Source organism: Arthrobacter sp. C152, from assembly GCF_054890965.1.
Window position 1 is genome coordinate 158811 of the sequence record NZ_JBTZSU010000001.1, and the last position, 20985, is coordinate 179795.

The following is a 20985-nucleotide window of genomic DNA, read 5'->3' on the forward strand; positions in this document are numbered from 1 at the left end:
GCCCCTGCCGGAGGCTAGAGCCTGGCGATGATGTCCGCGAGCAGCCGGGAAATCCGGGGCCCCGCCGCCTGGCCGGACTCGATGACTTCCTGGTGGCTGAGCGGCTGCGGGCTGATCCCCGCCGCGAGGTTGGTCACCAGCGAAATCCCGAACACTTCCATGCCCGCGTGCCGGCCGGCGATTGCTTCCAGGGCCGTCGACATGCCGATCAGGTCGGCCCCGATCCGCTTGGCGTACTGCACCTCTGCCGGCGTCTCGTAGTGCGGGCCGGGGAACTGCGCGTACACGCCTTCGTCCAGGGTGGGGTCCACCTCGCGGGCCAGGCCGCGGATCCGCGGGGAGTACAGATCTGTCAGGTCAACGAAGGTGGCACCCTCCAGCGGGGAGGCGGCGGTGAGGTTGATGTGATCCCGGATCAGTACCGGGGTGCCGGGGACCCATGCTTCATTGAGGCCGCCGCAGCCGTTGGTAAGGACCAGGGTGCCGCACCCGGCGGCCGCCGCGGCGCGGATGCCGTGGACCACCGCCCGCACGCCCTTGCCCTCGTAGTAGTGGGTTCTGGCCCCGAGGACCAGTGCCCGCTTTCCCGCCCTGGTCAGGACCGAACGGATGGTGCCGACGTGGCCCTCGACGGCCGGTGCGTGGAAGCCGGGGACTTCCTCGGCGGACAACGTGGCGGTGGTGTCGCCGATGAGGTCGGCCGCCTCGCCCCAGCCGGAGCCGAGCACCAGGGCGGTATCGTGCCGGTCCACCCCCGTTTCCTCGGCGATGTAGTCGGCGGCGGCGCGGGCGGCAGCGAACGGGTCCGTGTTCAGGAAGTCTGTTGTACTCACGAGTACAAGGTATCTTGCCGCCTTGTTGCCCCCGTCACGGCAGGCTGTGGGAACAGCCGGTTTTCTTGGTGGTCAGGCGGCAGATGGACCAGAATGGGTGACTGTGACTACGCATCCAGATTTCAGCTCACCCCGGATCGCAATCCTTGGAGGTGGCCCTGGCGGATACGAAGCCGCAATGGTGGCTGCCTCGCTCGGGGCGACGGTCACCATCATCGAACGTGCAGGCCTGGGCGGATCCGCGGTGCTGACCGACGTTGTCCCCTCCAAGACCCTCATTGCCACGGCTGACCTGATGACCCGCGTCGCCGAGGCGGGGGAGCTGGGAGTGAAGTTCGACGTCGACGACGGCGACTTTGTGCCCGTGATGCGCGCCGACCTCAAGCACATCAACGACCGCCTGCTCAACCTGGCCCGCAGCCAGTCCCAGGACATCCGCGACGCCCTGGATAAGCAGGGCGTGCGGATCATCGCCGGCTCCGGCCGGCTGCTGGACAACCACACCATCGAAGTGATCACCGTGGACGGCACGGAGACGGTCGAAGCGGACACCATCCTGCTGGCCGTCGGCGCGCACCCGCGCGAGCTGGAAACCGCCCGCCCGGACGGTGAGCGCATCCTGAACTGGACCCAGATCTACAACCTGGACGAACTCCCCGAAGAACTCATCGTGGTGGGCTCCGGCGTGACCGGCGCCGAATTCGCCTCCGCCTACAACGGCCTCGGCTCCAAAGTTACCCTGATCTCAAGCCGCGACCGTGTCCTGCCGGGCTCCGACGTTGATGCCGCCGTCGTCCTCGAGGAAGTCTTTGAACGCCGCGGCGTCCGGGTACTGTCCCGCTCCCGGGCCCAGACCGTGGAACGGACCGGCGACGGCGTGCTGGTGACCCTGGGCGACGGCACCAAGGTGACGGGCAGCCACTGCCTGCTCTGCCTCGGTTCCATCCCCAACACGGCCGGCATCGGCCTCGAAGAGGCCGGCGTCGCCGTCAGCGACAGCGGCCACATCAAGGTCGACGGCGTCTCCCGCACCACCGCCCCGAACATCTACGCCGCCGGCGACTGCACCGGCGTCCTGCCGCTCGCGTCCGTGGCCGCCATGCAGGGCCGCATCGCCGTCGCGCACTTCATGGGCGACGTCGTGACCCCGCTCAAGCTCCACCAGGTGGCATCGAACATCTTCACCTCGCCCGAGATCGCGAACGTGGGCGTGTCCGAGGCCGAGATTGATGCGGGCAAGTACCAGGGCGATGTCATCAAGCTCTCGCTGCGCAGCAACGCCCGCGCCAAGATGCGCAACGCCAAGGACGGGTTCGTCAAGATTTTTGCGCGGAAAGGCTCCGGCACGGTGATCGGCGGCGTGGTGGTGGGCCCGAACGCCTCCGAGCTGATCTTCCCGATCGCCATCGCCGTGAAGCAGAAGCTCCACGTGGACGACGTCGCCAGCACCTTCACGGTCTACCCGTCGCTGACCGGATCCATCTCCGAGGCCGCCCGCCGGCTGCACGTGCACATGTAGCCGTCCCGGACGCAGGGTGCGCCCGCCGCTGACGGTCCCGCGGCGCCCAGGATGGGTGGGCCCGCCGCCTGACGGTCCCGTTCCCGGCTCAGGCGGCCGCTACCGCCTGAAAGTGGCGTTCGATCAGGCCCTTGATGTCCTCGTGGCAGCCGCCGCAGCCCGTTCCCGCGCGGGTGGCCTTGGACACCTCCGCCACCGTGGAACAGCCTTCCTCCACCGCCCCCTGGATGGTGCTGCCGCTGACTCCGGCGCACCGGCACACCGTGCCGGCGGGATCGGTGGCGGCCGCCGCCAGCTGGTCGGGCCCGTCGAGGCGAAGGAGCAGCGACCGGTCCGCGGGCAGTTCGGCGCCGCGTTCGAAAAGCCCCACCAGTTCTGCGGCGGTGCGGGGCATGCCCACGGCCACCAGGCCTTCCAGGACGCCCCCGCGGGTGGTCATCTTGACGTAGCGGCCGTGCTCCGGGTCGGCCCACTGCGAGACCTGCAGGCGGGGCCGGCCGTTTGCCGCCCCCGCGGTTAGGGCTTCCTCGTCCCAGGGATCGGCGCTGTTGTCCCCGGCCACGGCCATGTTCAGGCCGCGCGCCTTCAGGACGATCACGCCGGGCTGTTCGGCCGGCAACTCCGGAAGCAGCCCGGCATCCCCGGCCAGGTCCGAGGCCAGGAGCGTCAGGTATTCGGCCAGCCATTCGGCCTGCCGCCATCCCGGCCCCACCAGTCCCGAAGGACCTTTCGCGGTGCGGCAGGTGGGGCATCCGGGGTCGGGGCAGCGCACCTCGGCGCAGTCGCCGATGGCGAAGATGTGCGGCTCGTGGTGCGCCCGCAGGTGGTGGTCCACCAGGATCCCGGCGCCCGTGGACAGCCCGCATCCCTCAGCGAGCTCGGTCCGGGGACGGACGCCGCACGAGATGACCAGGAGGTCGCCGTCAATCGCGGACCCGTCGTCGAGCAGCAGCGCCGAGAAACCGCCGTCGGGCGCGTTGTGCTCAACCCCCGTGGAACGGGCGTTGCCTGCCATCCGGACGCCGGAGCGGCGCAGCCCGGCGGCCAGGACGGCTCCGCCGCCCCTGTCGATGTTCCGGCCGAGCGGGTACGGCCCGTTGTGCACCACGGTGACGGTGGCCCCTTCCTCGGCCGCCGCCAGCGCGGTTTCCAGGCCCAGGACACCGCCGCCGAGCACCACCACGCGCTTGCCGCCGGCCACGGCCTGGCGGAGGACGTCGGCGTCGCGCAGGTCGCGCAGCGCCGTGACGCCGGCGGGCAGCACGGGGGAGGAGGGGTCCGGGTTGATGCCGGTGAGGTTGGGGATGACGGGGCGCGAGCCGGTGGCGAAGACCAGCCGGTCGTAGTGCACGGGCTCCCCTTCGGAGAGCAGGACCTGCTGCCGGGCCCGGTCCACGCGCCGCACGCGGACACCGAGGCGGACATCCACGCCGTCCGCGGCAAGGGCGGCGGCGTCGGCCAGGGCGAGGGCGTCCGCGGTGGTGCGGCCCACGCCGAGGTCGGCGACGAGGACGCGGTTGTACGCGGCCTCGGGTTCCTCGCCGAGGACGGTGAGGCGGACGGTCCCGCCCCGCACGGCAGGCAGGAGCTCGTCCACCAGCCTGGCGGCCACCGGGCCGAATCCCACGATGACAATCTGCTCGGTCATGAGGCCTCCGTCGTTTGAAGCATGCGGGCGGAAACGGGTGGGGCCACGGGGCGGACCCACACGGTATTGAACTTGAATTCGGGCATCCCGGAGACCGGATCGGTGGCGGCCTCCGTGAGGCGGTTGGCGCTTTCGAGTTCCGGGAAGTGGAAGGGCAGGAAGACTGTTTCAGGGCGGATGGCGTTGCTCAGTTCGGCCCGGCACACCACCTCGCCGCGTTCGTTCGCAACGGACACCAGCGCTCCGGCCGTGATGCCCAATGCCTCCGCGGCCGAGGGATGGACCTGGACCGTCGCCTCGGGCCGGGTGGCCAGGAGTTCAGCGACGCGCCGGGTCTGGGCTCCGGACTGGTAGTGCTCCAGGAGCCGGCCGGTGATGAGCGTCATCGCTTTCGCCGCGGGATCGGCGGCGTTCGTGCCGGGCGTACGACGGCGGCGGGGCGCCACCGGGACCATGACCGCCTTGCCGTCCGGGTGCGCGAAGCCGTCCTGGAACAGCCGCGGGGTTCCGGTGCTGCCGGAGGGGTAGGGCCAGTACGCGGCGTCGCCACGGTCCAGCATGGCGTAGTCGATGCCGGAGTAGTCGGCCAGGCCGCCGGCGGAGGCGAGCCGCAGTTCCTCGAAGACCGTCTCCGGGTCTTCGCTGTAGGTGGAGGGGGCGTCCAGCCGCTCCGCCAGCCGCGCCATGATCCACAGTTCGCTGCGGGCACCTGCTGGCGGGGTGAGGGCCCGCCGGCGCCGCAGGACGCGTCCTTCAAGGTTGGTCAGGGTGCCTTCCTCCTCGGCCCACTGCAGCACCGGCAGGATGAGGTCCGCCTCGGCTGCGGTCTCGGACAGGAAGAAGTCGCAGACCACCAGGAAGTCAAGGCTGCGCAGACCCGCGATGACGGCGTTGGCATCCGGGGCGGCCACCGCGATGTTGGAGGCGTGGACGAAAAGGCACCGGACGCCGTCGGGCTTTCCGAGTGACTGCAGCAGCTGCACGGCGGGCAGGCCCGGCCCAGGGATCAGCTCCTCGGCGACGCCCCACACGGCGGCCACGTGGGCGCGGGCGGCGGGGTCGGTGATCTTCCGGTAGCCGGGGAGCTGGTCTGCCTTCTGGCCGTGTTCGCGGCCGCCCTGGCCGTTGCCCTGCCCGGTGAGGGTGCCGTACCCGCTGCGGGCCGAGCCCGGCAGGCCCAGCAGGAGGCTGAGGTTGATGGCGGCGGTGGCGGTATCGGTGCCGTCCACGTGCTGCTCCACGCCGCGGCCGGTGAGGATGTAGCTGCCGCCGGCGCGGGCACCGGCGGCCAGCCTGCGGGCGGTTTCCCGGATCAGGTCGGCGGGGACGCCGGTGAGGGACTGGACCCGTTCCGGCCAGAACGCGTTGACGCTCCGGGCGACGGCGCTGTAGCCCGACGTGCGTTCGTGGATGAAGGCGGTGTCGGCCAGGTGCTCGTGGATGACCACGTGCGAGAGTCCCAGCAGCAACGTGAGGTCGGTGCCGGGGAGGGGCTGCAGGTGCAGGCCGCCGCCGTCGGCGGTGAAGGCCGCCGTGGCGGAGCGGCGCGGGTCCACGACGATGAGGCCGCCGGCGTCCCGGGCACCCTGCAGGTGCTGCACGAAGGGAGGCATGGTTTCGGCCACGTTGGAGCCCAGCATCAGGATGGTGCTGGCGGAGTCCAGGGCTTCCACCGGGAAGGGCAGGCCACGGTCCACGCCGAAGGCGCGCATGCCGGCCGCGGCGGCGGAGGACATGCAGAACCGGCCGTTGTAGTCGATGCGGGAGGTGCCCAGGGCCAGCCGGGCGAACTTGCCCAGCTGGTAGGCCTTCTCGTTGGTGAGCCCGCCGCCGCCAAAAACCCCGACGGCGTCCGCGCCGTGGCGGGCGCGCGCGTCCCTGACCGCGGCGGCGGCCAGGTCCAGGGCGGTGTCCCAGCTGACGGGGCGGTGCACGCCGTCGGGACCCTTCAGCAGCGGTTCGGTGATCCTGCCCGCGTGGTTCAGGAGGCTGGCGGAAGTCCAGCCCTTGCGGCACAGGCCGCCGCGGTTGGTGGGAAAGTCGCGCGGGCTGACCTCAAGCGGTGCCCGGACGGGTTCCGGCAGAACGGGCGCGGGGCCCGGCCCCGGCTGGGAAGCCGGGGCCGGGTCCGCGGGGGACGTCAGCGTCATGGCGCACTGCAGGGCGCAGTAAGGGCAGTGCGTGTCGGCGCTTGTGGTCATGTTAGACGTGTCCCATCGCATTTCGGTTGGCCTTGCGGAGGTAGCAGGCCCAGCAGACCACGAGCATCAGGGCGTAGGCGCCGACGAAGCCGTAGAAGGCCGGGGTGTAGGAGCCGCTGGCGGCGTTGGAGGCGTTGAGCACCTGGGGGATGACGAATCCGCCGTAGGCGCCGATCGCGGAGATGAGTCCGAGGGCCGAGGACGCCAGCCGCTGGGTGGCCTGTGAGCTGGCCCCAGCGCGGGCGGCACGGCTGGAGGTGGCGAAGATGACCGGGATCATCCGGTAGGTTGCCCCGTTGCCGAAGCCGCTGGCGGTGAACAGCATCAGGAACAGCACCAGGAAGAGCCAGAAGTTCTTCAGCGGCAGCGTCCAGATCATGGTCAGCGTAATGACGGCCATGGAGGCGAAGGCCGCCACCGTCATCCGGGCGCCGCCCATCCGGTCCGCCATGCGTCCGCCGTAGGGGCGGGCCAGCGAGCCGACCAGGGGGCCAAGGAACGCCAGCGACAGGGCCACAGTTCCGACCGCAATGGACGAGAACGCCGGGAAGTAGTCCTTGATCAGCTTGGGAAAGACGCCGGCGAAGCCGATGAACGAGCCGAAGGTGCCGATGTACAGCAGGGCCATGACCCACAGGTGCGGTTCCTTGAGGGCGGCCACCGAGCCGGCCACGTCACCCTTGGCGCTGGTCAGGTTGTTCATGTACTTGAAGGCGCCGAAGGCGGCCAGCAGGATGAACGGGACCCACATCCAGCCTGCCATCGGCAGGTTGACGGTGCCGGCGGCCAGCAGGGTGATGACGATGGGCACGGCGAGCTGTGCGACGGCGGCGCCGAGGTTGCCGCCGGCGGCGTTCAGTCCCAGCGCCCAGCCCTTCTCCCGCGCCGGGTAGAAGAAGGTGATGTTGGCCATGGAGCTGGCAAAGTTGCCGCCGCCGAAGCCTGCAAGGGCGGCCACCAGGAGCATGACGCCGAACGGCGTTTCCGGGTTGGAGACGCACAGCGCCAGGCCCGTGGAGGGGATCAGCAGGAGCAGGGCGGAGACGATGGTCCAGTTCCGGCCGCCGAAGCGGGGGACCATGAAGGTATAGGGGATGCGCAGGGTGGCGCCCACCAGGCTGGGCATCGAGATGAGCCAGAAGATTTCCGAGGTGGAGAACGTGAAACCGGCCGCGGGCAACTGGACCACCACGATGGACCAGAGCTGCCAGACGACGAAGCCGAGGAACTCGGCGAAGATGGACCAGTTCAGGTTGCGGCGTGCAATGGAGCGGCCGGCGGTTTCCCACTGTTCCTTGTTCTCGGCATCCCAGTTGGCGATCCAGCGGCCGGGGCGGAATTCAAGGACGGGGGCGGCTGTGGTGCGGGTAGAGCCGGGCTGTGCGCTGGCTGATGCGGCAACGGCTGCGGGCCCTGTGGCGTCATCGAGGTCAAGGGAGTTGCCAGGGGCGGCATCAACGGTGCGGTCAACAGTCACGGGTTACCTCCTTTGGGGGGATGTTGTTCCTCAACGGTAGGTACGGCGCGTTTCGAGGACTGTCGATGTTTGTTTCAGCGCTGTGACTTTTGCCTATCCGGTCCTCACAATGGGCGTGAGGCCCGGTGAGGGCCCACCAGGTGAGACGCACAACACAGGTCCGCATCGTGGACCTTTCGTCCATTGACTGGACGTGGCGAAGTAAGATTGGACTCTAACTACTTGAGCCGGGCAACAGACCTGCCTGTGCCCGGCAGGTCTCACGAAAGCGTTCACCTATGTCATCCACAGATACCACCGCGCTGCCTGGTGCACACCAGCCGGTGAACTCCCGCGGCCGCGTCATCGTGGCCAGCCTGATCGGCACCACAGTGGAGTTCTACGACTTCTACGTCTACGCCACCGCCGCCGTGCTCGTCTTCCCGAAGCTCTTCTTCCCCGGCGCGAACGAAACCACCCAGCTGCTGAGCTCCTTCGCGGTCTTCGGTGTGGCCTTCATTGCCCGGCCCCTCGGCTCCATCGTCTTCGGGCACTTCGGCGACAAGTTCGGCCGCAAGGGCACGCTGGTGGCTTCGCTGCTGACCATGGGTATCGCCACCTTCCTGATCGGCTGCCTTCCCACGGCCCTGGTTCCGGGCTGGGAGTTCTGGGCCCCGGCCCTGCTGGTGGTCATGCGCTTCGCGCAGGGCCTGGCACTGGGCGGCGAGTGGAGCGGAGCCGCGCTGCTGGCCACCGAGAACGCCCCCACCAACAAGCGCGCCATCTACGGGACCTTCCCGCAGCTCGGCGCCCCGATTGGCTTCATCATCGCCAACGTCATCTTCCTGGTGGCCAGCTACACCCTGTCGCCGGAAGCCTTCCAGGCGTGGGGCTGGCGCGTGCCGTTCCTGCTGAGCGCCGTCATGGTGATCCTGGGCCTCTACGTCCGGCTCAAGCTGATCGAAACCCCCGCCTTCACCAAGGTGGTGGAATCGAACGAGGTGGCCAAGCTGCCGCTGGGCCGGGTCTTCAAGGGCAGCTGGCGCCAGCTGATCCTGGGCACCTTCATCATGCTGGCCACGTACGTGCTCTTCTACCTGATGACCACGTTCACGCTCACGTACGGCACCAAGCCGACCCTCGAGGCTGCCAAGGCCGCCGCCGAGAAGGCCGGCAAACCGATGACCGAGGCCGCCGCCGCTGCGTTTGTGCCGGGCCTGGGCTACAGCCGCAACGACTTCCTCTGGATGCTGATTGCCGGCGTCGTCTTCTTTGGCATCTTCACCCTGGTCTCCGGGCCGCTGGCCGAAAAGTACGGCCGCCGCAAGATGCTCATCGCCGTCACCACAGGCATCTTCGTCTTCGGCCTGCTGTTCGTTCCGCTGTTCAGCGGCGGCTTCGTGGGCACCATGGGCCTGCTGGTCATCGGCTTCTCCCTGATGGGGCTCACCTTCGGGCCCATGGGAGCGCTGCTGCCTGAGCTGTTCCCGACGAACGTCCGGTACACCGGCTCGGCCATCAGCTACAACTTCTCCAGCATCCTGGGTGCGGCCGTGGCCCCGTTCATCGCCGTCGCCCTGTGGGAAGCGGCCAAGGGCAGCCCGGTCCTGGTGGGCATCTACCTGACCGCCATGGCGGTGCTGACCCTGGTGGCACTGTTCCTCACCCGCGAGACCCGCGACCTGGACTACGAGAACAACGTGGCCTGACGCATTTCGTGCACTCCAGCCCGGTTAGTGGCTGGGTTGCCCGGCGCCACCCCTGCAAAGACGGGGATGGTGCCGGGCATCTGCTTTTAAGTGCCGGAGGTAACCGGGCAGGAACGCACGACGTCGGGCTGCCGCGGGCTGTCGGTTGGGATGTCAGCGGGCGTAGCGCGCCACGAAGTTCCTGAGAATATTCATGGGCTCGGTGACCGTGAACCGGCGCGCGGCAGCCATCAGGTCCTCCGCATCCTCGGGCGGGAAGTAGCCGGCGTGCCGGTAGATGCCGATCCGGGTGCACAGGCCTTCCGCGTCCAGTTCGGGGTGGAACTGGGTGGCATAGAGGTTGGTGCGGATCCGGAACATCTGTACTGGGCAGGCCGCGGAGCGCGCCAGCAGCGCGGCATGCCCCGGCAGCGTGGTGCAGGCTTCCTTGTGACCGGCGAACGCCGTAAACGACGGCGGCATCCCCTGCAGCAGGGGGTCCTGAAGGCCGGTCCCGGTCAGTTCGATCTCCACGGCCGCGAGCGGTTCGCCATAGGTCCGGTCAATGACGGCACCCTGGTGCCTGCCCAGCGTTCCTACCCCGTAGCAGGCGCCCAGGAACGGGAAGTCGTGGGCCACCAGCCGGTCAAGCAGCCCCGACAGTTCCCGTTCCACCCTGTGCTGGACCGGGCTCTTGCTCTCCGGCGGGTCGCTGGAGGTAAACGGGCTGCCGCCCACGATCACCCCGGAAAAGCCGGAGAGGTCCAGCTCAGGCAGGGGAGCCGCTTCGAGCCGGATCCGCCGCAGCTCCCGCTCCTCCAGGCCGCCGTACCTCAGGTACGCGGCGTACTCGTCGTCGGCAGCGGCGTCCTCGGCACGCGAGGCCAGCAGCAGGAAAGGCAGCACGTGCTAAGTGTGCCCCTTGTTCCCCTCCTGTGCCAGCAACCGGGGCGGCCGGCGGCCAGGGGCGCCCGGCCGCTCGCCCGCTCAGCCGGCGGCGGGCTGGGTCAGCGACCGGCGGGACTGGGGCCGGGCTGCAGGGTCCGCGTGGCGGTGCACCAGCTTCCAGTAGCCCTCCTCGCGGCGGAAGACGCTGGTGACGCGGAGCGCAAACTCCTCGGTGGCCGCCGCCCCGTCCAGCCGGGCCCGGAAGTGCTCGGTCTCCAGCAGGTAGGCGGTGTCCCGGGCCGTGTAGGAGGTGACGGTGTCGAAACCGAGCATCTCGCCGTCCTGGAACTGCCGTGCGGCCTGGTCCAGCCGTGCCTCCACCTGCGCCCAGCCGCGGGCGATCCCGCCGAACGGGTTGGCCAGGGTGACGTCGTCCGCCCTGGAGTAGAGGTCCTTGACCGGGCCGGGATTGCCCCGGGTGATCTCGGGAACCGCCAGGTGGTAGCGGTCAACTTCTTCCTGGAAACTTGGTGCGAGCATGCCTGTGGTGCTTCCTAGTCTTCGATCGTGGCGATGATGGCCCCGGCGGATACGGTCTCGCCGGCCGACGCGGTCAGGCCCGTGATGGTTCCCGAACGGTGCGCGGTCAGCGGCTGCTCCATCTTCATCGCCTCAAGAACCACCACCAGGTCGCCCTCGGACACCACGTCGCCGTGGGACACGGCCACCTTGACGATGGTCCCCTGCATCGGTGAGGTCAGCGCATTTCCGCTGGCCGCCGCGGGCCCGGCCGAGCGGGACCGCTTCTTCGACTTGCCGGGCTTGCCGGCAGCAGCGACGGCCGTGCCGGGTGTGCCCAGTGACGCGGGGAGCACCACCTCAAGCCGCTTGCCGCCCACCTCGACCACCACACGCTGGCGCTCCTCGGCGGACTCGCCGTCGGCCGTGCCGTCCGGCGTCCAGGCGGGAAGGTTGTTGGTGAACTCGGTCTCGATCCACCGGGTGTGGACCTTGAACGGGCCTTCGGCCGGGGCAAAGGCGGGATCGGTCACCACTGCGAGGTCGAAGGGGATCACCGTGGGGATGCCCTCCACCACCATCTCCTCGAGCGCGCGGCGGGCCCGCTGCAGGGCCTGCGGGCGGCTGGCGCCGGTGACGATGAGCTTGGACAGCATGGAGTCGAAGTTCCCGCTGATCACATCGCCCTGCTCCACGCCCGAGTCGACGCGGACGCCGGGGCCGGTGGGGTTCTTCAGGACGCGGAGCGTGCCGGGGGCGGGCAGGAAGTTCCGGCCCGGGTCCTCGCCGGTGATGCGGAATTCGAAGGAGTGCCCGCGCACCTCGGGGTCGCCGTAGCCCAGTTCCTCGCCGCGGGCCAGCCGGAACTGTTCGCGGACCAGGTCGATGCCGGTGACCTCTTCGGACACGCAGTGCTCCACCTGGAGCCGGGTGTTGACCTCAAGGAAGGAGATGGTGCCGTCCTGGCCCACCAGGAACTCGCAGGTACCGGCACCGAGGTAGCCGGCCTCCTTCAGGATGGCCTTGGAGGATTCGTAGAGGCGGCGGTTCTGGTCCTCGGTCAGGAACGGCGCCGGGGCCTCCTCCACCAGTTTCTGGTTGCGGCGCTGCAGCGAACAGTCGCGGGTGGACACCACCACGACGTTGCCGTGGGCATCTGCCAGGCACTGGGTTTCGACGTGCCGGGGAGCATCCAGGAAGCGCTCGATGAAGCATTCGCCGCGGCCGAACGCCGCGGTCGCTTCACGGACGGCGGATTCGTAGAGTTCCGGGATTTCCTCCCGGGTGCGGGCCACCTTGATCCCGCGGCCGCCGCCGCCGAACGCGGCCTTGATGGCCACGGGCAGGCCGTACTGGTCGACGAAGTCCAGGACTTCCTGCGCGGATTCCACGGGGTCCGCCGTGCCGGGGACCAGGGGAGCGCCGACCTTTTCGGCGATGTGGCGGGCCTGGACCTTGTCGCCCAGGGCGGAGATGGCTTCGGGGGAGGGGCCGATCCATGTGATGCCGGCCTCGATGACGCGGGCGGCGAACTGGGCGTTCTCGGCGAGGAAGCCGTAGCCGGGGTGGATGGCGTCCGCGCCGGACTGGCGGGCGGCGTCGATGATCTTGTCCATCACCAGGTAGGACTCGGCGGCGGTGGTGCCGCCCAGGGCGTAGGCCTCGTCAGCCAGGCGGACGTGCAGGGCATCGCGGTCCGGGTCTGCATAGACCGCCACGGAGGCTATGCCCTCGTCACGTGCGGCGCGGATGATGCGGACGGCGATTTCGCCGCGGTTCGCGATCAGCACCTTGGTGAGGGTCGAATGCGTGGGACCTGCGGGCTGCTCCAAATTTGCTGACAAGGCGTCTCCTTCTTTCCTTCAGGGAGCCTAGCGCGGTTTTGAGGGTTCCGCCGATATTACTTGCGGAATCCGCGTGTAAACCGGCCCTCCTTTGTAGGGATGCTACAAGCCGTTCCGAAAAAGGACGCCATTAGTGCGGCGGCCAGAGGTCCGTGATGCGCACGTTGGCGGCGGCCAGCAGGCCACGGAGCGTGGAAACGGACAGGCCGACGACGGCGTGCGGGTCGCCGTCCACCTTCCGGATGAAGGCCCCGCCCAGGCCGTCGATGGTGAAGGAGCCGGCGCAGTGCAGCGGCTCCCCGGTGGCGATGTAGGCGTCGATCTCGCGGGCGTCCATGTCCTGGAAGAAGACCCCGGCGGAGGCGACCGCCCCCAGCGTGGCGCCCGATCCCTCGGCGTCCCTGCCGCCGTCGGCCGCCGTGTCCCGGCAGTCCACCAGCCAGTGCCCCGTGTGGAGCACCCCTGCACTGCCGCTCATCCGCAGCATGCGTTCGCGGGCGACCTCGGCCGTGTAGGGCTTGCCGTGCGCCTCGCCGTCGAACTCGAAGACGGAATCGCAGCCCAGCACCAGCGCCCCCTCGGCCTCCGGCAGCGCCGCCACGGCCTCTGCCTTGGCCCGGGCCAGCAGCAGCGCGGTGTCATGGGGATCCGTGACGCCGTAGTGGGCCTGGACGGCGGCCTCGTCGACGTCGGAGACCAGCACGGTGTGCCGGATGCCGGCCTCGGCCAGGAGCTTGGTGCGGGCGGGGGACTGGGAAGCGAGAATCAGGCGGACCACGGATCCAGCCTAGTGGACCAGCTCCCCGGACGCCGGGGCGGCCTGGCCGCGGGTGAGCTGGGCGCCCTCCACGTCAACGTCCGGCAGGATCCGGTCCAGCCAGCGGGGCAGCCACCAGGTTTTGCTGCCCAGCAGGTACATGACCGCCGGGACGATGGTCATGCGGACCACGAAGGCGTCGAAGAGGACACCGAAGGCCATGGCGAAGCCCAGTGGCCGGACCATGGTGAGGTGGCTGAAGATGAAGCCGGAAAAGACGCTGACCATGATGATGGCCGCCGCGGTCACCACGGCCGCGGCGTGCCGGAAGCCCACCCGGACCGCTTCCTTGGCCGACGAGCCGTGCATGTAGGCCTCGCGCATGCCGGAGGCGATGAACACCTGGTAGTCCATGGCCAGGCCGAACAGCACGCCGATCAGGATGATGGGCAGGAAGCTGAGCACGGCGCCGGGGTTGGCAACGTCGAAGATGTTCCCCAGCCAGCCCCACTGGTACACGGCCACCACCGCGCCGAACGCGGCGGACAGGGACAACAGGAACCCGCCGGTGGCCAGCAGCGGGACCACGATGGAGCGGAAGACCAGCAGCAGCAGGATCAGGGAAAGCCCGACGACGATCGCCAGGTAGGGCGGCAGGGCGGCGCCGAGCTTGGTGGAGACGTCCACGTTTCCGGCCGTCTGCCCGGTGAGGCCCATGGCCACACCGTAGTCTGACTGGATTTCGCCGTTGAGCCCGCGGAGTTCGGAAACCACCTGGACGGTGCTTGCACTGGCGGGGCCCTCCTTCGGAATGACCTGGAACACGGCGGTCCGCCGGTCATCGCTGAGGGCCACCGGCACGGCGGCCACTACGTTGTCCACGGCGCGGAGCTTGTCGGCGATGTCGTACTGCAGTTTCTGCGCCTGGGCTGCGTCCAGATCGGCGGGGAACCCGCCCACGGCCACGATGGGACCGGTGACGCCTTCGCCGAAGCTGCGGGCGGTCAGGTCGTAGGCCTGGTAGGCCTCGGACTCGACGGGTTCGGAGCCGCCGTCGGGCAGCGCCAGCTGCAGCTGGGTGGCGGGCAGGGCCAGGGTGCCCATTAGGAGGATGCCGGCGATCAGTGCCAGCCACGGGTGCCGGGTGACCAGCCCGCCCCAGCCGCGGGTGCTGCGCTGGCGGTCCTTGGCGTCATCCGCTGCCTCGTGGCCGGGTTCGGCATTGTGCGCCTCGGCCTTCGCCCACGCGCGGCGGGAAATGATCCGCCGCCCGATCAGCGACAGCATGGCCGGGGTCAGGGTGATGGCAACGAGCACGGCCACGGCCACGGTTCCGGCCGCGGCAAGGCCCATGACGGTGAGGAATGGCAGGCCCGGGACCACCAGGGCGGCCAGGGCGATGATCACGGTCAGTCCTGCGAAGACCACGGCGTTGCCGGAGGTGCCGTTCGCCCGCGCCACGGATTCTTGCGGGTCCATCCCGGCCAGGAGCTGCGTGCGGTGCCGGTTGACGATGAAGAGGGAGTAGTCGATGCCGACGGCGAGGCCGAGCATGAGCGCCAGCATGGGGGAGATGGAGCTCATGTCGAAGACCCCGGAGAGGGCGAAGGTGATGCCGACGCCGACGCCCACGCCGATGATGGCCATCAGCAGCGGCAGCCCCGCGGCAATGAGCGTGCCCAGCATCAGGATCAGGACCAGGGCGGCCACGGCGATGCCGACGACCTCCGCCGTGCCGAACAGGGCGGAGATGTCCTCGGTGATTTCCTTGCTGGCCAGCGCGGTAACTCCCGCGGCGGACGTCTCGTGGGCGATGTCCTGTACCTGCTTACGGACCGCCGCGCCCAGCCCGTTGATGGAGGTCTTGAACTGCACCTGGGCGACGGCGGCCTGGCCATCCTCGGAGACGAACCGGATGGCGGAGGCAGCCTGGGCCTGGCGCTTGCCGAGTTCCAGCGTGGCCTTGTTGGCCTCCAGTTCCTGCGTGCCGGCGTCGAGCTTTGCCTGGCCCGCCGCCAGCGCCGCCTTCTGCTGGCCGAGCTGCGCCTCGATCAGTGCTGCCGGCGCCCCTGCAGCGGTGAGCTGCTGCTCGGCCGCGGCCAGCTGCGCCTTCCCCGCTTCCAGCTGGGCCTTTGCGGCGTCCAGCTGTGCCTGGCCGGCAGCCAGCTGCTGCTCACCGTCGGTGACGGCCTTGCCGGCCTGGTCCACCTGGGCTTGGGTGGCGAACGGATCCACCGTGCCGCGGACCTCGGGGAGCGTCTGCAGCTTCTTCAGCGCATCGGAGACCGCCGCGCGGCTCTGGTCCGTGAAGCCGCCGCTCGGGGCTTCGAAGACGATCGTGGCGCTGCCGCCGGACGCGGACGGCAGCTCCTGCTTGAGTTTGTCCGCGATCCGCTGGGTTTCGGTTCCGGGGATCTGGAAATTGTTGGACAGGGTGCCGTGGAAAGCCGCGGCCGATCCGCCCACGGCCACCAGCACGGCAAGCCAGAGGGAGATGACCAGCCAGCGGTGGCGGTAGGAGAACTTGCCGAGGCGGTACAGGAGGAGTGCCATGCGCAGAGCCGATCTGGTCAGGAGGAACGGGAAGCGGAAAGGTATGCAGGATTGGTGAAGCCGGTGCCCAGCAGGGCCATGGAATCGATGAGCAGCTGGCGGAGCTCGGCCAGGGAGGCGGCCGACAGGTCCGGCCCGCGCCGGTTGAACCAGACCTCCATGGCGGCTTTGCCGCAGGAAATGATGGCGCCGGAGAGGGCATGGACGTACAGGTCCTGCCGGCCGCCGTGGCCCGCGCCCAGCCGCTCGCGGGCCACGTCGAAGACCTGGGCCCTGCAGTGGTCCCAGGCCTCGAGCTCGCTGTGCTGCATGAGCGGGCTCTGCTGGGTGAGGGTGAACAGCTCCGCCAGGGGAGCCACCGCGTTCGGGTCGGCGAGGGCGGTCAGGGCCGCCTGGGCCGACTCGAGCAGTGGCTCGTCCGCGGGCCGAAGCCGCAGCTGCTGGATGGCGTTGTCCAGGAAGCCGTGGACGATCGAGGCGAGGGCGGCGTCGGTGCTGGCGAAGTAGTTGAAGAAAGTACGGCGGGAGATTCCCGCGGCGTCGGCGATGTCCTCCACGGTGAAGTTTCCCGGGCCCTTGGTGCGCAGCAGCGCCAGGGCGGCATCCGTAATGGCCTGCCGGGTGGCGGCCTTGTTCAGCTCGCGGCGTGAAGGTGCAGGGGATTCGCCGTCCTGGGGCAACGTCGGAGCGCTCACGTGATTACACTACGTGCAACTTTGCACTCTGGGCAACTTAAATTCACAGCTGAATGAAAGGTTCCCGACAGCCCCTCCAGAAGGTGGCCGCGGATGCTGGAGATGTCTCGGCACGAGGCACACCACCAGCAGCCGTCTGGCGACGGCTCGATCAGGAGACAAGATATGACACGCACGAAGAAGATGACCCTGGGGCTGTCGGGGGCAGCGCTGGCGCTTGCAGCCGGAATCGGTGTCGCCGGCATCGCCTCCGCCACCACGACCACGCCCACCCCCACGCCAAGCGCAAGCTCAAGCGCTTCGGCCGATGGCAGCACCGGCACGGCCCCTGACGGGATGGGCAGGCGCGGTGGCCACGGCGGCCACGGGATGGTGAACGCTCCAGAGCTGGCGGCGAAACTTGGCGTGGACGAAACCAAGGTCAGCGACGCGCTGAAGGCCTTCCGTGACGCCAACAAGCCCACCACCCCGCCGGCGGACGGCCAGAAGCCGGATCCGGCGGCCCGCGAGGCAGCCTTGGCCAAGTCGCTGGCGGAATCCCTCGGCATCGACGAGTCGAAGGTGACCGCGGCCCTGCAGGAACTGCGCACGGAAGAGCAGGCCGAGCATGCCGCCGAGCTCAAGAGCAGGCTGGACAAGGCCGTGACGGACGGGAAGCTGACGCAGGCTGAAGCCGACGCCGTGACCAAGGCTGTCCAGAACGGAGTGATCGGGGGCGGTGGCCGCTGACAGAAGAAGTCCCCGGGAATCTGAGGAGTTCAGGTTCCCGGGGACTTTGGCACCCCGCGCTTAAGCCTTGCGGTCAGGCCTTGGAGTCCTGCAGCTCGCGCGGTGCCGTGTCGGCGCTGGTTCCGTCGGTGGCGGCGTTCTCCGGGCCCTCCTCAACGAAGGGGGTGCCGTTGCGCGGTGCGTTGTAGAGCGTCTCGTCCAGGATTCCCTGGCGCTTGGCCACGATGGTGGGGACCAGGGCCTGGCCTGCGACGTTGACCGCTGTGCGGCCCATGTCCAGGATGGGGTCGATGGCCAGCAGGAGTCCGACGCCGGCCAGGGGCAGCCCCAGCGTGGAGAGCGTCAGCGTGAGCATCACGACGGCGCCGGTTGTTCCGGCCGTGGCGGCGGAGCCCAGGACGGAGACCAGTGCGATCAGCAGGTACTGGCTGAAGTCGAGCTGGATGCCGAAGAACTGTGCCACGAAGATGGCGGACACGGCCGGATAGATAGCCGCGCAGCCGTCCATCTTTGTGGTGGCGCCCAGCGGCACGGCGAAGGAGGCGTAGGCGCGGGGGACACCCAGGCTGCGTTCGGTGACGCGCTGGGTCAGCGGCAGGGTCCCCACGGAAGAGCGGGAGACGAAGGCCAGCTGGACGGCCGGCCACACGCCGGAAAAGTACTGTTTGACGGACAGGCCGTGGCTGCGGACCAGGACGGGGTAGACCGCGAAGATCACCAGGGCAAGGCCGATGTAGATGGCCACCGTGAACTTGCCGAGCGAACCGATGGTGTCCCAGCCGTAGACTGCCACGGCGTTGCCGATCAGGCCGACCGTGCCCAGCGGCGCGATCCGGATGATCCACCAGAGGACCTTCTGGATCACGGCCAGGGCGGAGGCGTTGAGCTTGAGGAACGGTTCTGCAGCCTGGCCCACCTTGAGCGCGGCAACGCCCACCGCGATGGCGATCACCAGGATCTGGAGTACGTTGAAGCTGACGGAGGTGGTGACGGCGCCGGATTCGGCGACCGTGGACGTGGCCCCCAGGCCCAGGAAGTTCTTGGGGAACAGGCCGACCAGGAAGGACCACCAGTCACCGGACTTGCCGGAATACTTGGCCTCGCCGGTGATGCCCGTGTTGGCTCCGGGCTGCAGCAGGACGCCCAGGCCGATGCCGATCAGCACGGCGATCAGGGACGTGATGGCGAACCACAGGAGGGTGTTCCATGCCAGCCTGGCGGCGTTGGATACCTGGCGCAGGTTGGAGATGGAGCTGACCACGGCGGTGAAGATCAGGGGAACGACGGCGGTCTGCAGCAGGGAGACGTAGCTGGAGCCGATGGTCTGCAGGGTGGCGCCGAGGCCGTTGGGGTTGGCCTTGGTGCTGCCCGTGTACTTGGCCAGGAGGCCGAGGCCGAGGCCCACGATGAGGGCGGCGATGATCTGGAAGCCGAAGGAGCCGGCCCACTTGGGCAGCCGGGATCCGGTCGTCCCGGCGGATGCGGGGGTGCTGGTTGAAGTGCTCACCGAAACAAGCTAGACGCCTCTCGAATACCACGTCGAAAGAACATTGAGAAATATTACGCGCACACAATTGCCGCTGGCCGCAGAAAACCCCGGAAATACAAGGCAGGCAGCGGCTTGTGTTACTTATTCCCGGCCCCGGTGTGCTTAATGTCTCGCCGCGGCGGGCCAGGCGCGCCCCGACGTGGCTGGCTCAGGACAGCAGCGCCCGGCGGAGGGTGTCGAGCCCGACCGAGCCGATGTTCAGCGCCTTCGTGTGGAATTCCTTGAGGTCGAACCCGGGCCGCGTTTCCAGTTCCGCCCGGATCTGTTCCCAGAGACGCTGGCCCACCTTGTACGAGGGCGCCTGGCCTGGCCAGCCGAGGTAGCGGATGAACTCGAAGTTGAGCTGGCCTTCGCTGATGGGGAGGTGCTGCTGGAGGAAACCGTAGCCCTTCTCAGCCGTCCACGTTCCGGAACCCCAGCGCCCGGGCATCTCAAGTTCAAGGTGCACCCCGATGTCGAACACCACGCGCGCGGCCCGCATCCGCTGCATGTCCAGCATGCCCATGTGGTCGCCGGGGTCGTCGAGGTAGCCCAGTTCCTGCATCAGTTTTTCGGCATAGAGGGCCCAGCCCTCGCCATGGCCGGAGGTCCAGCAGACGTTCCGGCGCCACTTGTTCAGCAGCTCCCGGCGGAAGGTGGCGGTGGCTACCTGGAGGTGGTGGCCCGGCACGCCTTCGTGGTAGACGGTGGTGGTCTCGGCCCAGGTGGTGAACGTGTCCTCACCGGCAGGGACGGACCACCACATGCGGCCGGGGCGGCTGAAGTCCTCGGAGGGCCCCGTGTAGTAGATGCCGCCCTCATCTGTGGGGGCGATCCGGCACTCGAGTTTCTTCATCACGTCGGGGATGTCGAAGTGCACGCCTGCCAGTTCGGCGACGGCCTTGTCGGAGAGTTCCTGCATCCAGGCGCGGAGTGCCTCGGTGCCCTTCAGCTGCCTCGCGGGGTCGTTGTTGAGGATGTCTTTGGCCTCGGCGATGCCCGCGCCGGGTTTGATGCTGGCAGCCACCTGCTCCTGTTCGGCGATGAGCCGGTCAAGTTCCTGCACGCCCCAGGCGTACGTTTCGTCCAGGTCCACTACGGCCCCCAGGAACGAACGGGAGGCCAGGGCGTAGCGGGCCCTGCCGACGGCGTCCTTCTCCGGGGCGGCAGGCAGCAGCTCGGTGCGCAGGAACTCGGCGAGCCCGCTGTAGGCGGCGCGGGCGGCGTCAGCGCCGGCGTCGAGCCTCTCCTGCAGCGCAGCGGGCAACGGCCCGTCCGCGGTGGCGGCGCCGGCGGCGAGCTTGGCGAAAAAGCCGTCCGGCGCGGCGTACTTGCCCACCTGTTCCATGACGGTCCGTACCTGCCGCGCAGCGGCCACCTTGCCGGCGTCGCGGGCCAAGCGCAGGGATTCCGTGTAGCCGCGCAATGCCGCGGGGACGTTTTGCGCGCGGCCGGCGATGTGCTCCCAGTCCTGCGCGGTGGCGGTTGGCATGAGGTCGAAGATGGCCCGGATGTCCTGGGCGGGCGAGGCGATGTTGTTCAGCTCCGCGTACTCCCACCCCGAGGCGTGGATCAGCAGCTGCAGGCCCAGCCGCTCCCGCATCGCGTCGAGCGTGACGGCGTCGATGTCATCCTGTGGTTCCAGGCCCTCCAGTGCGGCGAGGGCGTTTCTGGCGGCCTCGGCAAACCCGGCGATGCCGGCAGGGGAGAAGTCCTGGTACTCCGTCTCGTGCCCGGGCAGGCCGAGGGTGGTGGCCAGCGTCGGGTTGAGCGTGATCAGCGTGTCCGTGTAGGCGTCCGCGACGGCGTCGATCCGGGTCTGCGGACGGGAAGCGGGTGCAGTGTCTGTAGTCACCCCCCGAGCCTAACGCCGGGAGTGCCTGGAACGCTGGTCAGTTGCCGCTGCGTTTCCAGGCGCCGGGGCCCGGGGTGGGGGCGAGCCGTAGCTGCTGCCGCCGCACCCAGTGCCGCACGCTGGTGGTCCTGGCAGGCGCCGGAGGTTCGCCGCCCAGGGACAGCACGACGGCAGTCAGCGCCGCCAGTTCCTCGGCGTTCGGCTGGCCTTTGACAACAGAGAGCAGGGGAGCTGCCGGGGTTTCGACAGGCTCAACCACCGGTTCCTGGGCC

General features: G+C 69.1%; 16 protein-coding genes. 3 read left to right on the forward strand and 13 right to left on the reverse strand.

Annotated features, from left to right (window positions below):
- Positions 1 to 14 precede the first annotated feature (14 nt).
- Positions 15 to 833 carry a purine-nucleoside phosphorylase gene (locus ACYSM9_RS00700; protein WP_461855057.1) on the reverse strand — a complete coding sequence of 273 codons (819 nt, stop codon included), beginning with the start codon at positions 831 to 833 and terminating at the stop codon, positions 15 to 17.
- Between the two features lie 103 nt (positions 834 to 936).
- On the opposite strand from ACYSM9_RS00700, the gene ACYSM9_RS00705 reads away from it, so the two are divergent.
- Positions 937 to 2352, forward strand: a complete 1416-nt coding sequence (locus tag ACYSM9_RS00705; protein WP_461855058.1) for an NAD(P)H-quinone dehydrogenase — start codon at positions 937 to 939, stop codon at positions 2350 to 2352.
- An 88-nt stretch (positions 2353 to 2440) separates the two neighbouring features.
- Here ACYSM9_RS00705 and ACYSM9_RS00710 read toward each other — a convergent pair whose 3' ends face one another.
- Genes ACYSM9_RS00710 through ACYSM9_RS00720 form a run of 3 tightly spaced genes read right to left on the reverse strand, consistent with a single transcriptional unit; the run spans position 2441 to position 7678 of the window.
- Positions 2441 to 4000 carry an FAD-dependent oxidoreductase gene (locus ACYSM9_RS00710; RefSeq protein WP_461855059.1) on the reverse strand — a complete coding sequence of 520 codons (1560 nt, stop codon included), beginning with the start codon at positions 3998 to 4000 and terminating at the stop codon, positions 2441 to 2443.
- Complete coding sequence (locus ACYSM9_RS00715; RefSeq protein WP_461855060.1) at positions 3997 to 6201, reverse strand: molybdopterin oxidoreductase family protein; 2205 nt, start codon at positions 6199 to 6201, stop codon at positions 3997 to 3999. The genes ACYSM9_RS00710 and ACYSM9_RS00715 overlap by 4 nt, the downstream gene beginning before the upstream one ends.
- Position 6202: 1 nt before the next feature.
- A complete protein-coding gene (locus ACYSM9_RS00720) occupies positions 6203 to 7678 on the reverse strand; it encodes an MFS transporter (RefSeq protein WP_461855061.1) in 1476 nt (491 codons plus the stop codon).
- Between the two features lie 278 nt (positions 7679 to 7956).
- On the opposite strand from ACYSM9_RS00720, the gene ACYSM9_RS00725 reads away from it, so the two are divergent.
- Complete coding sequence (locus ACYSM9_RS00725) at positions 7957 to 9366, forward strand: MFS transporter (protein ID WP_461855062.1); 1410 nt, start codon at positions 7957 to 7959, stop codon at positions 9364 to 9366.
- 153 nt (positions 9367 to 9519) lie between these two features.
- Here ACYSM9_RS00725 and ACYSM9_RS00730 read toward each other — a convergent pair whose 3' ends face one another.
- From ACYSM9_RS00730 to ACYSM9_RS00755, 6 genes are all read right to left on the reverse strand, one after another.
- A complete protein-coding gene (locus ACYSM9_RS00730; protein WP_461855063.1) occupies positions 9520 to 10251 on the reverse strand; it encodes a glutamine amidotransferase in 732 nt (243 codons plus the stop codon).
- 81 nt (positions 10252 to 10332) lie between these two features.
- Positions 10333 to 10773: a YybH family protein gene (locus tag ACYSM9_RS00735; RefSeq protein ID WP_461855064.1), complete on the reverse strand. Its 441-nt coding sequence runs from the start codon at positions 10771 to 10773 to the stop codon at positions 10333 to 10335.
- Positions 10774 to 10787: 14 nt separating this feature from the next.
- A complete protein-coding gene (locus ACYSM9_RS00740; RefSeq protein WP_461855065.1) occupies positions 10788 to 12596 on the reverse strand; it encodes an acetyl/propionyl/methylcrotonyl-CoA carboxylase subunit alpha in 1809 nt (602 codons plus the stop codon).
- Positions 12597 to 12726: 130 nt separating this feature from the next.
- Positions 12727 to 13374, reverse strand: coding sequence for a Maf family protein (locus ACYSM9_RS00745; RefSeq protein ID WP_461855066.1), 648 nt, complete (start codon positions 13372 to 13374; stop codon positions 12727 to 12729).
- Positions 13375 to 13383: 9 nt separating this feature from the next.
- Positions 13384 to 15906, reverse strand: a complete 2523-nt coding sequence (locus ACYSM9_RS00750; protein ID WP_461855067.1) for an MMPL family transporter — start codon at positions 15904 to 15906, stop codon at positions 13384 to 13386.
- Between the two features lie 17 nt (positions 15907 to 15923).
- A complete protein-coding gene (locus tag ACYSM9_RS00755; protein ID WP_461855068.1) occupies positions 15924 to 16601 on the reverse strand; it encodes a TetR/AcrR family transcriptional regulator in 678 nt (225 codons plus the stop codon).
- Positions 16602 to 16766: 165 nt separating this feature from the next.
- Here ACYSM9_RS00755 and ACYSM9_RS00760 point away from each other — a divergent pair, with 165 nt between their 5' ends.
- Positions 16767 to 17330: a hypothetical protein gene (locus tag ACYSM9_RS00760; protein ID WP_461855069.1), complete on the forward strand. Its 564-nt coding sequence runs from the start codon at positions 16767 to 16769 to the stop codon at positions 17328 to 17330.
- Between the two features lie 73 nt (positions 17331 to 17403).
- On the opposite strand, the gene ACYSM9_RS00765 is transcribed toward ACYSM9_RS00760, so the two are convergent.
- The 3 genes from ACYSM9_RS00765 to ACYSM9_RS00775 form a co-directional block, all read right to left on the reverse strand.
- A complete protein-coding gene (locus tag ACYSM9_RS00765) occupies positions 17404 to 18837 on the reverse strand; it encodes a dicarboxylate/amino acid:cation symporter (protein WP_461855070.1) in 1434 nt (477 codons plus the stop codon).
- A gap of 190 nt (positions 18838 to 19027) precedes the next feature.
- The gene (locus ACYSM9_RS00770; protein WP_461855071.1) at positions 19028 to 20713 is read right to left on the reverse strand and encodes a DUF885 domain-containing protein; all 1686 of its coding nucleotides are present in this window, start codon (positions 20711 to 20713) and stop codon (positions 19028 to 19030) included.
- Positions 20714 to 20750: 37 nt separating this feature from the next.
- Positions 20751 to 20972 (reverse strand): acyl-CoA carboxylase subunit epsilon, encoded by a 222-nt coding sequence (locus tag ACYSM9_RS00775; RefSeq protein WP_461855072.1) that lies wholly within the window; start codon positions 20970 to 20972, stop codon positions 20751 to 20753.
- Between the last annotated feature and the right edge of the window lie 13 nt (positions 20973 to 20985).

Bases quoted from the DNA above. Each gene is read 5' to 3' on its own strand.
- ACYSM9_RS00750 (WP_461855067.1), bottom strand. From the start codon at position 15,906: ATGGCACTCCTCCTGTACCGCCTCGGCAAGTTCTCCTACCGCCACCGC.
- ACYSM9_RS00725 (WP_461855062.1), top strand. From the start codon at position 7,957: ATGTCATCCACAGATACCACCGCGCTGCCTGGTGCACACCAGCCGGTG.
- ACYSM9_RS00760 (WP_461855069.1), top strand. From the start codon at position 16,767: ATGACACGCACGAAGAAGATGACCCTGGGGCTGTCGGGGGCAGCGCTG.
- ACYSM9_RS00715 (WP_461855060.1), bottom strand. From the start codon at position 6,201: ATGACCACAAGCGCCGACACGCACTGCCCTTACTGCGCCCTGCAGTGC.
- ACYSM9_RS00735 (WP_461855064.1), bottom strand. From the start codon at position 10,773: ATGCTCGCACCAAGTTTCCAGGAAGAAGTTGACCGCTACCACCTGGCG.
- ACYSM9_RS00710 (WP_461855059.1), bottom strand. From the start codon at position 4,000: ATGACCGAGCAGATTGTCATCGTGGGATTCGGCCCGGTGGCCGCCAGG.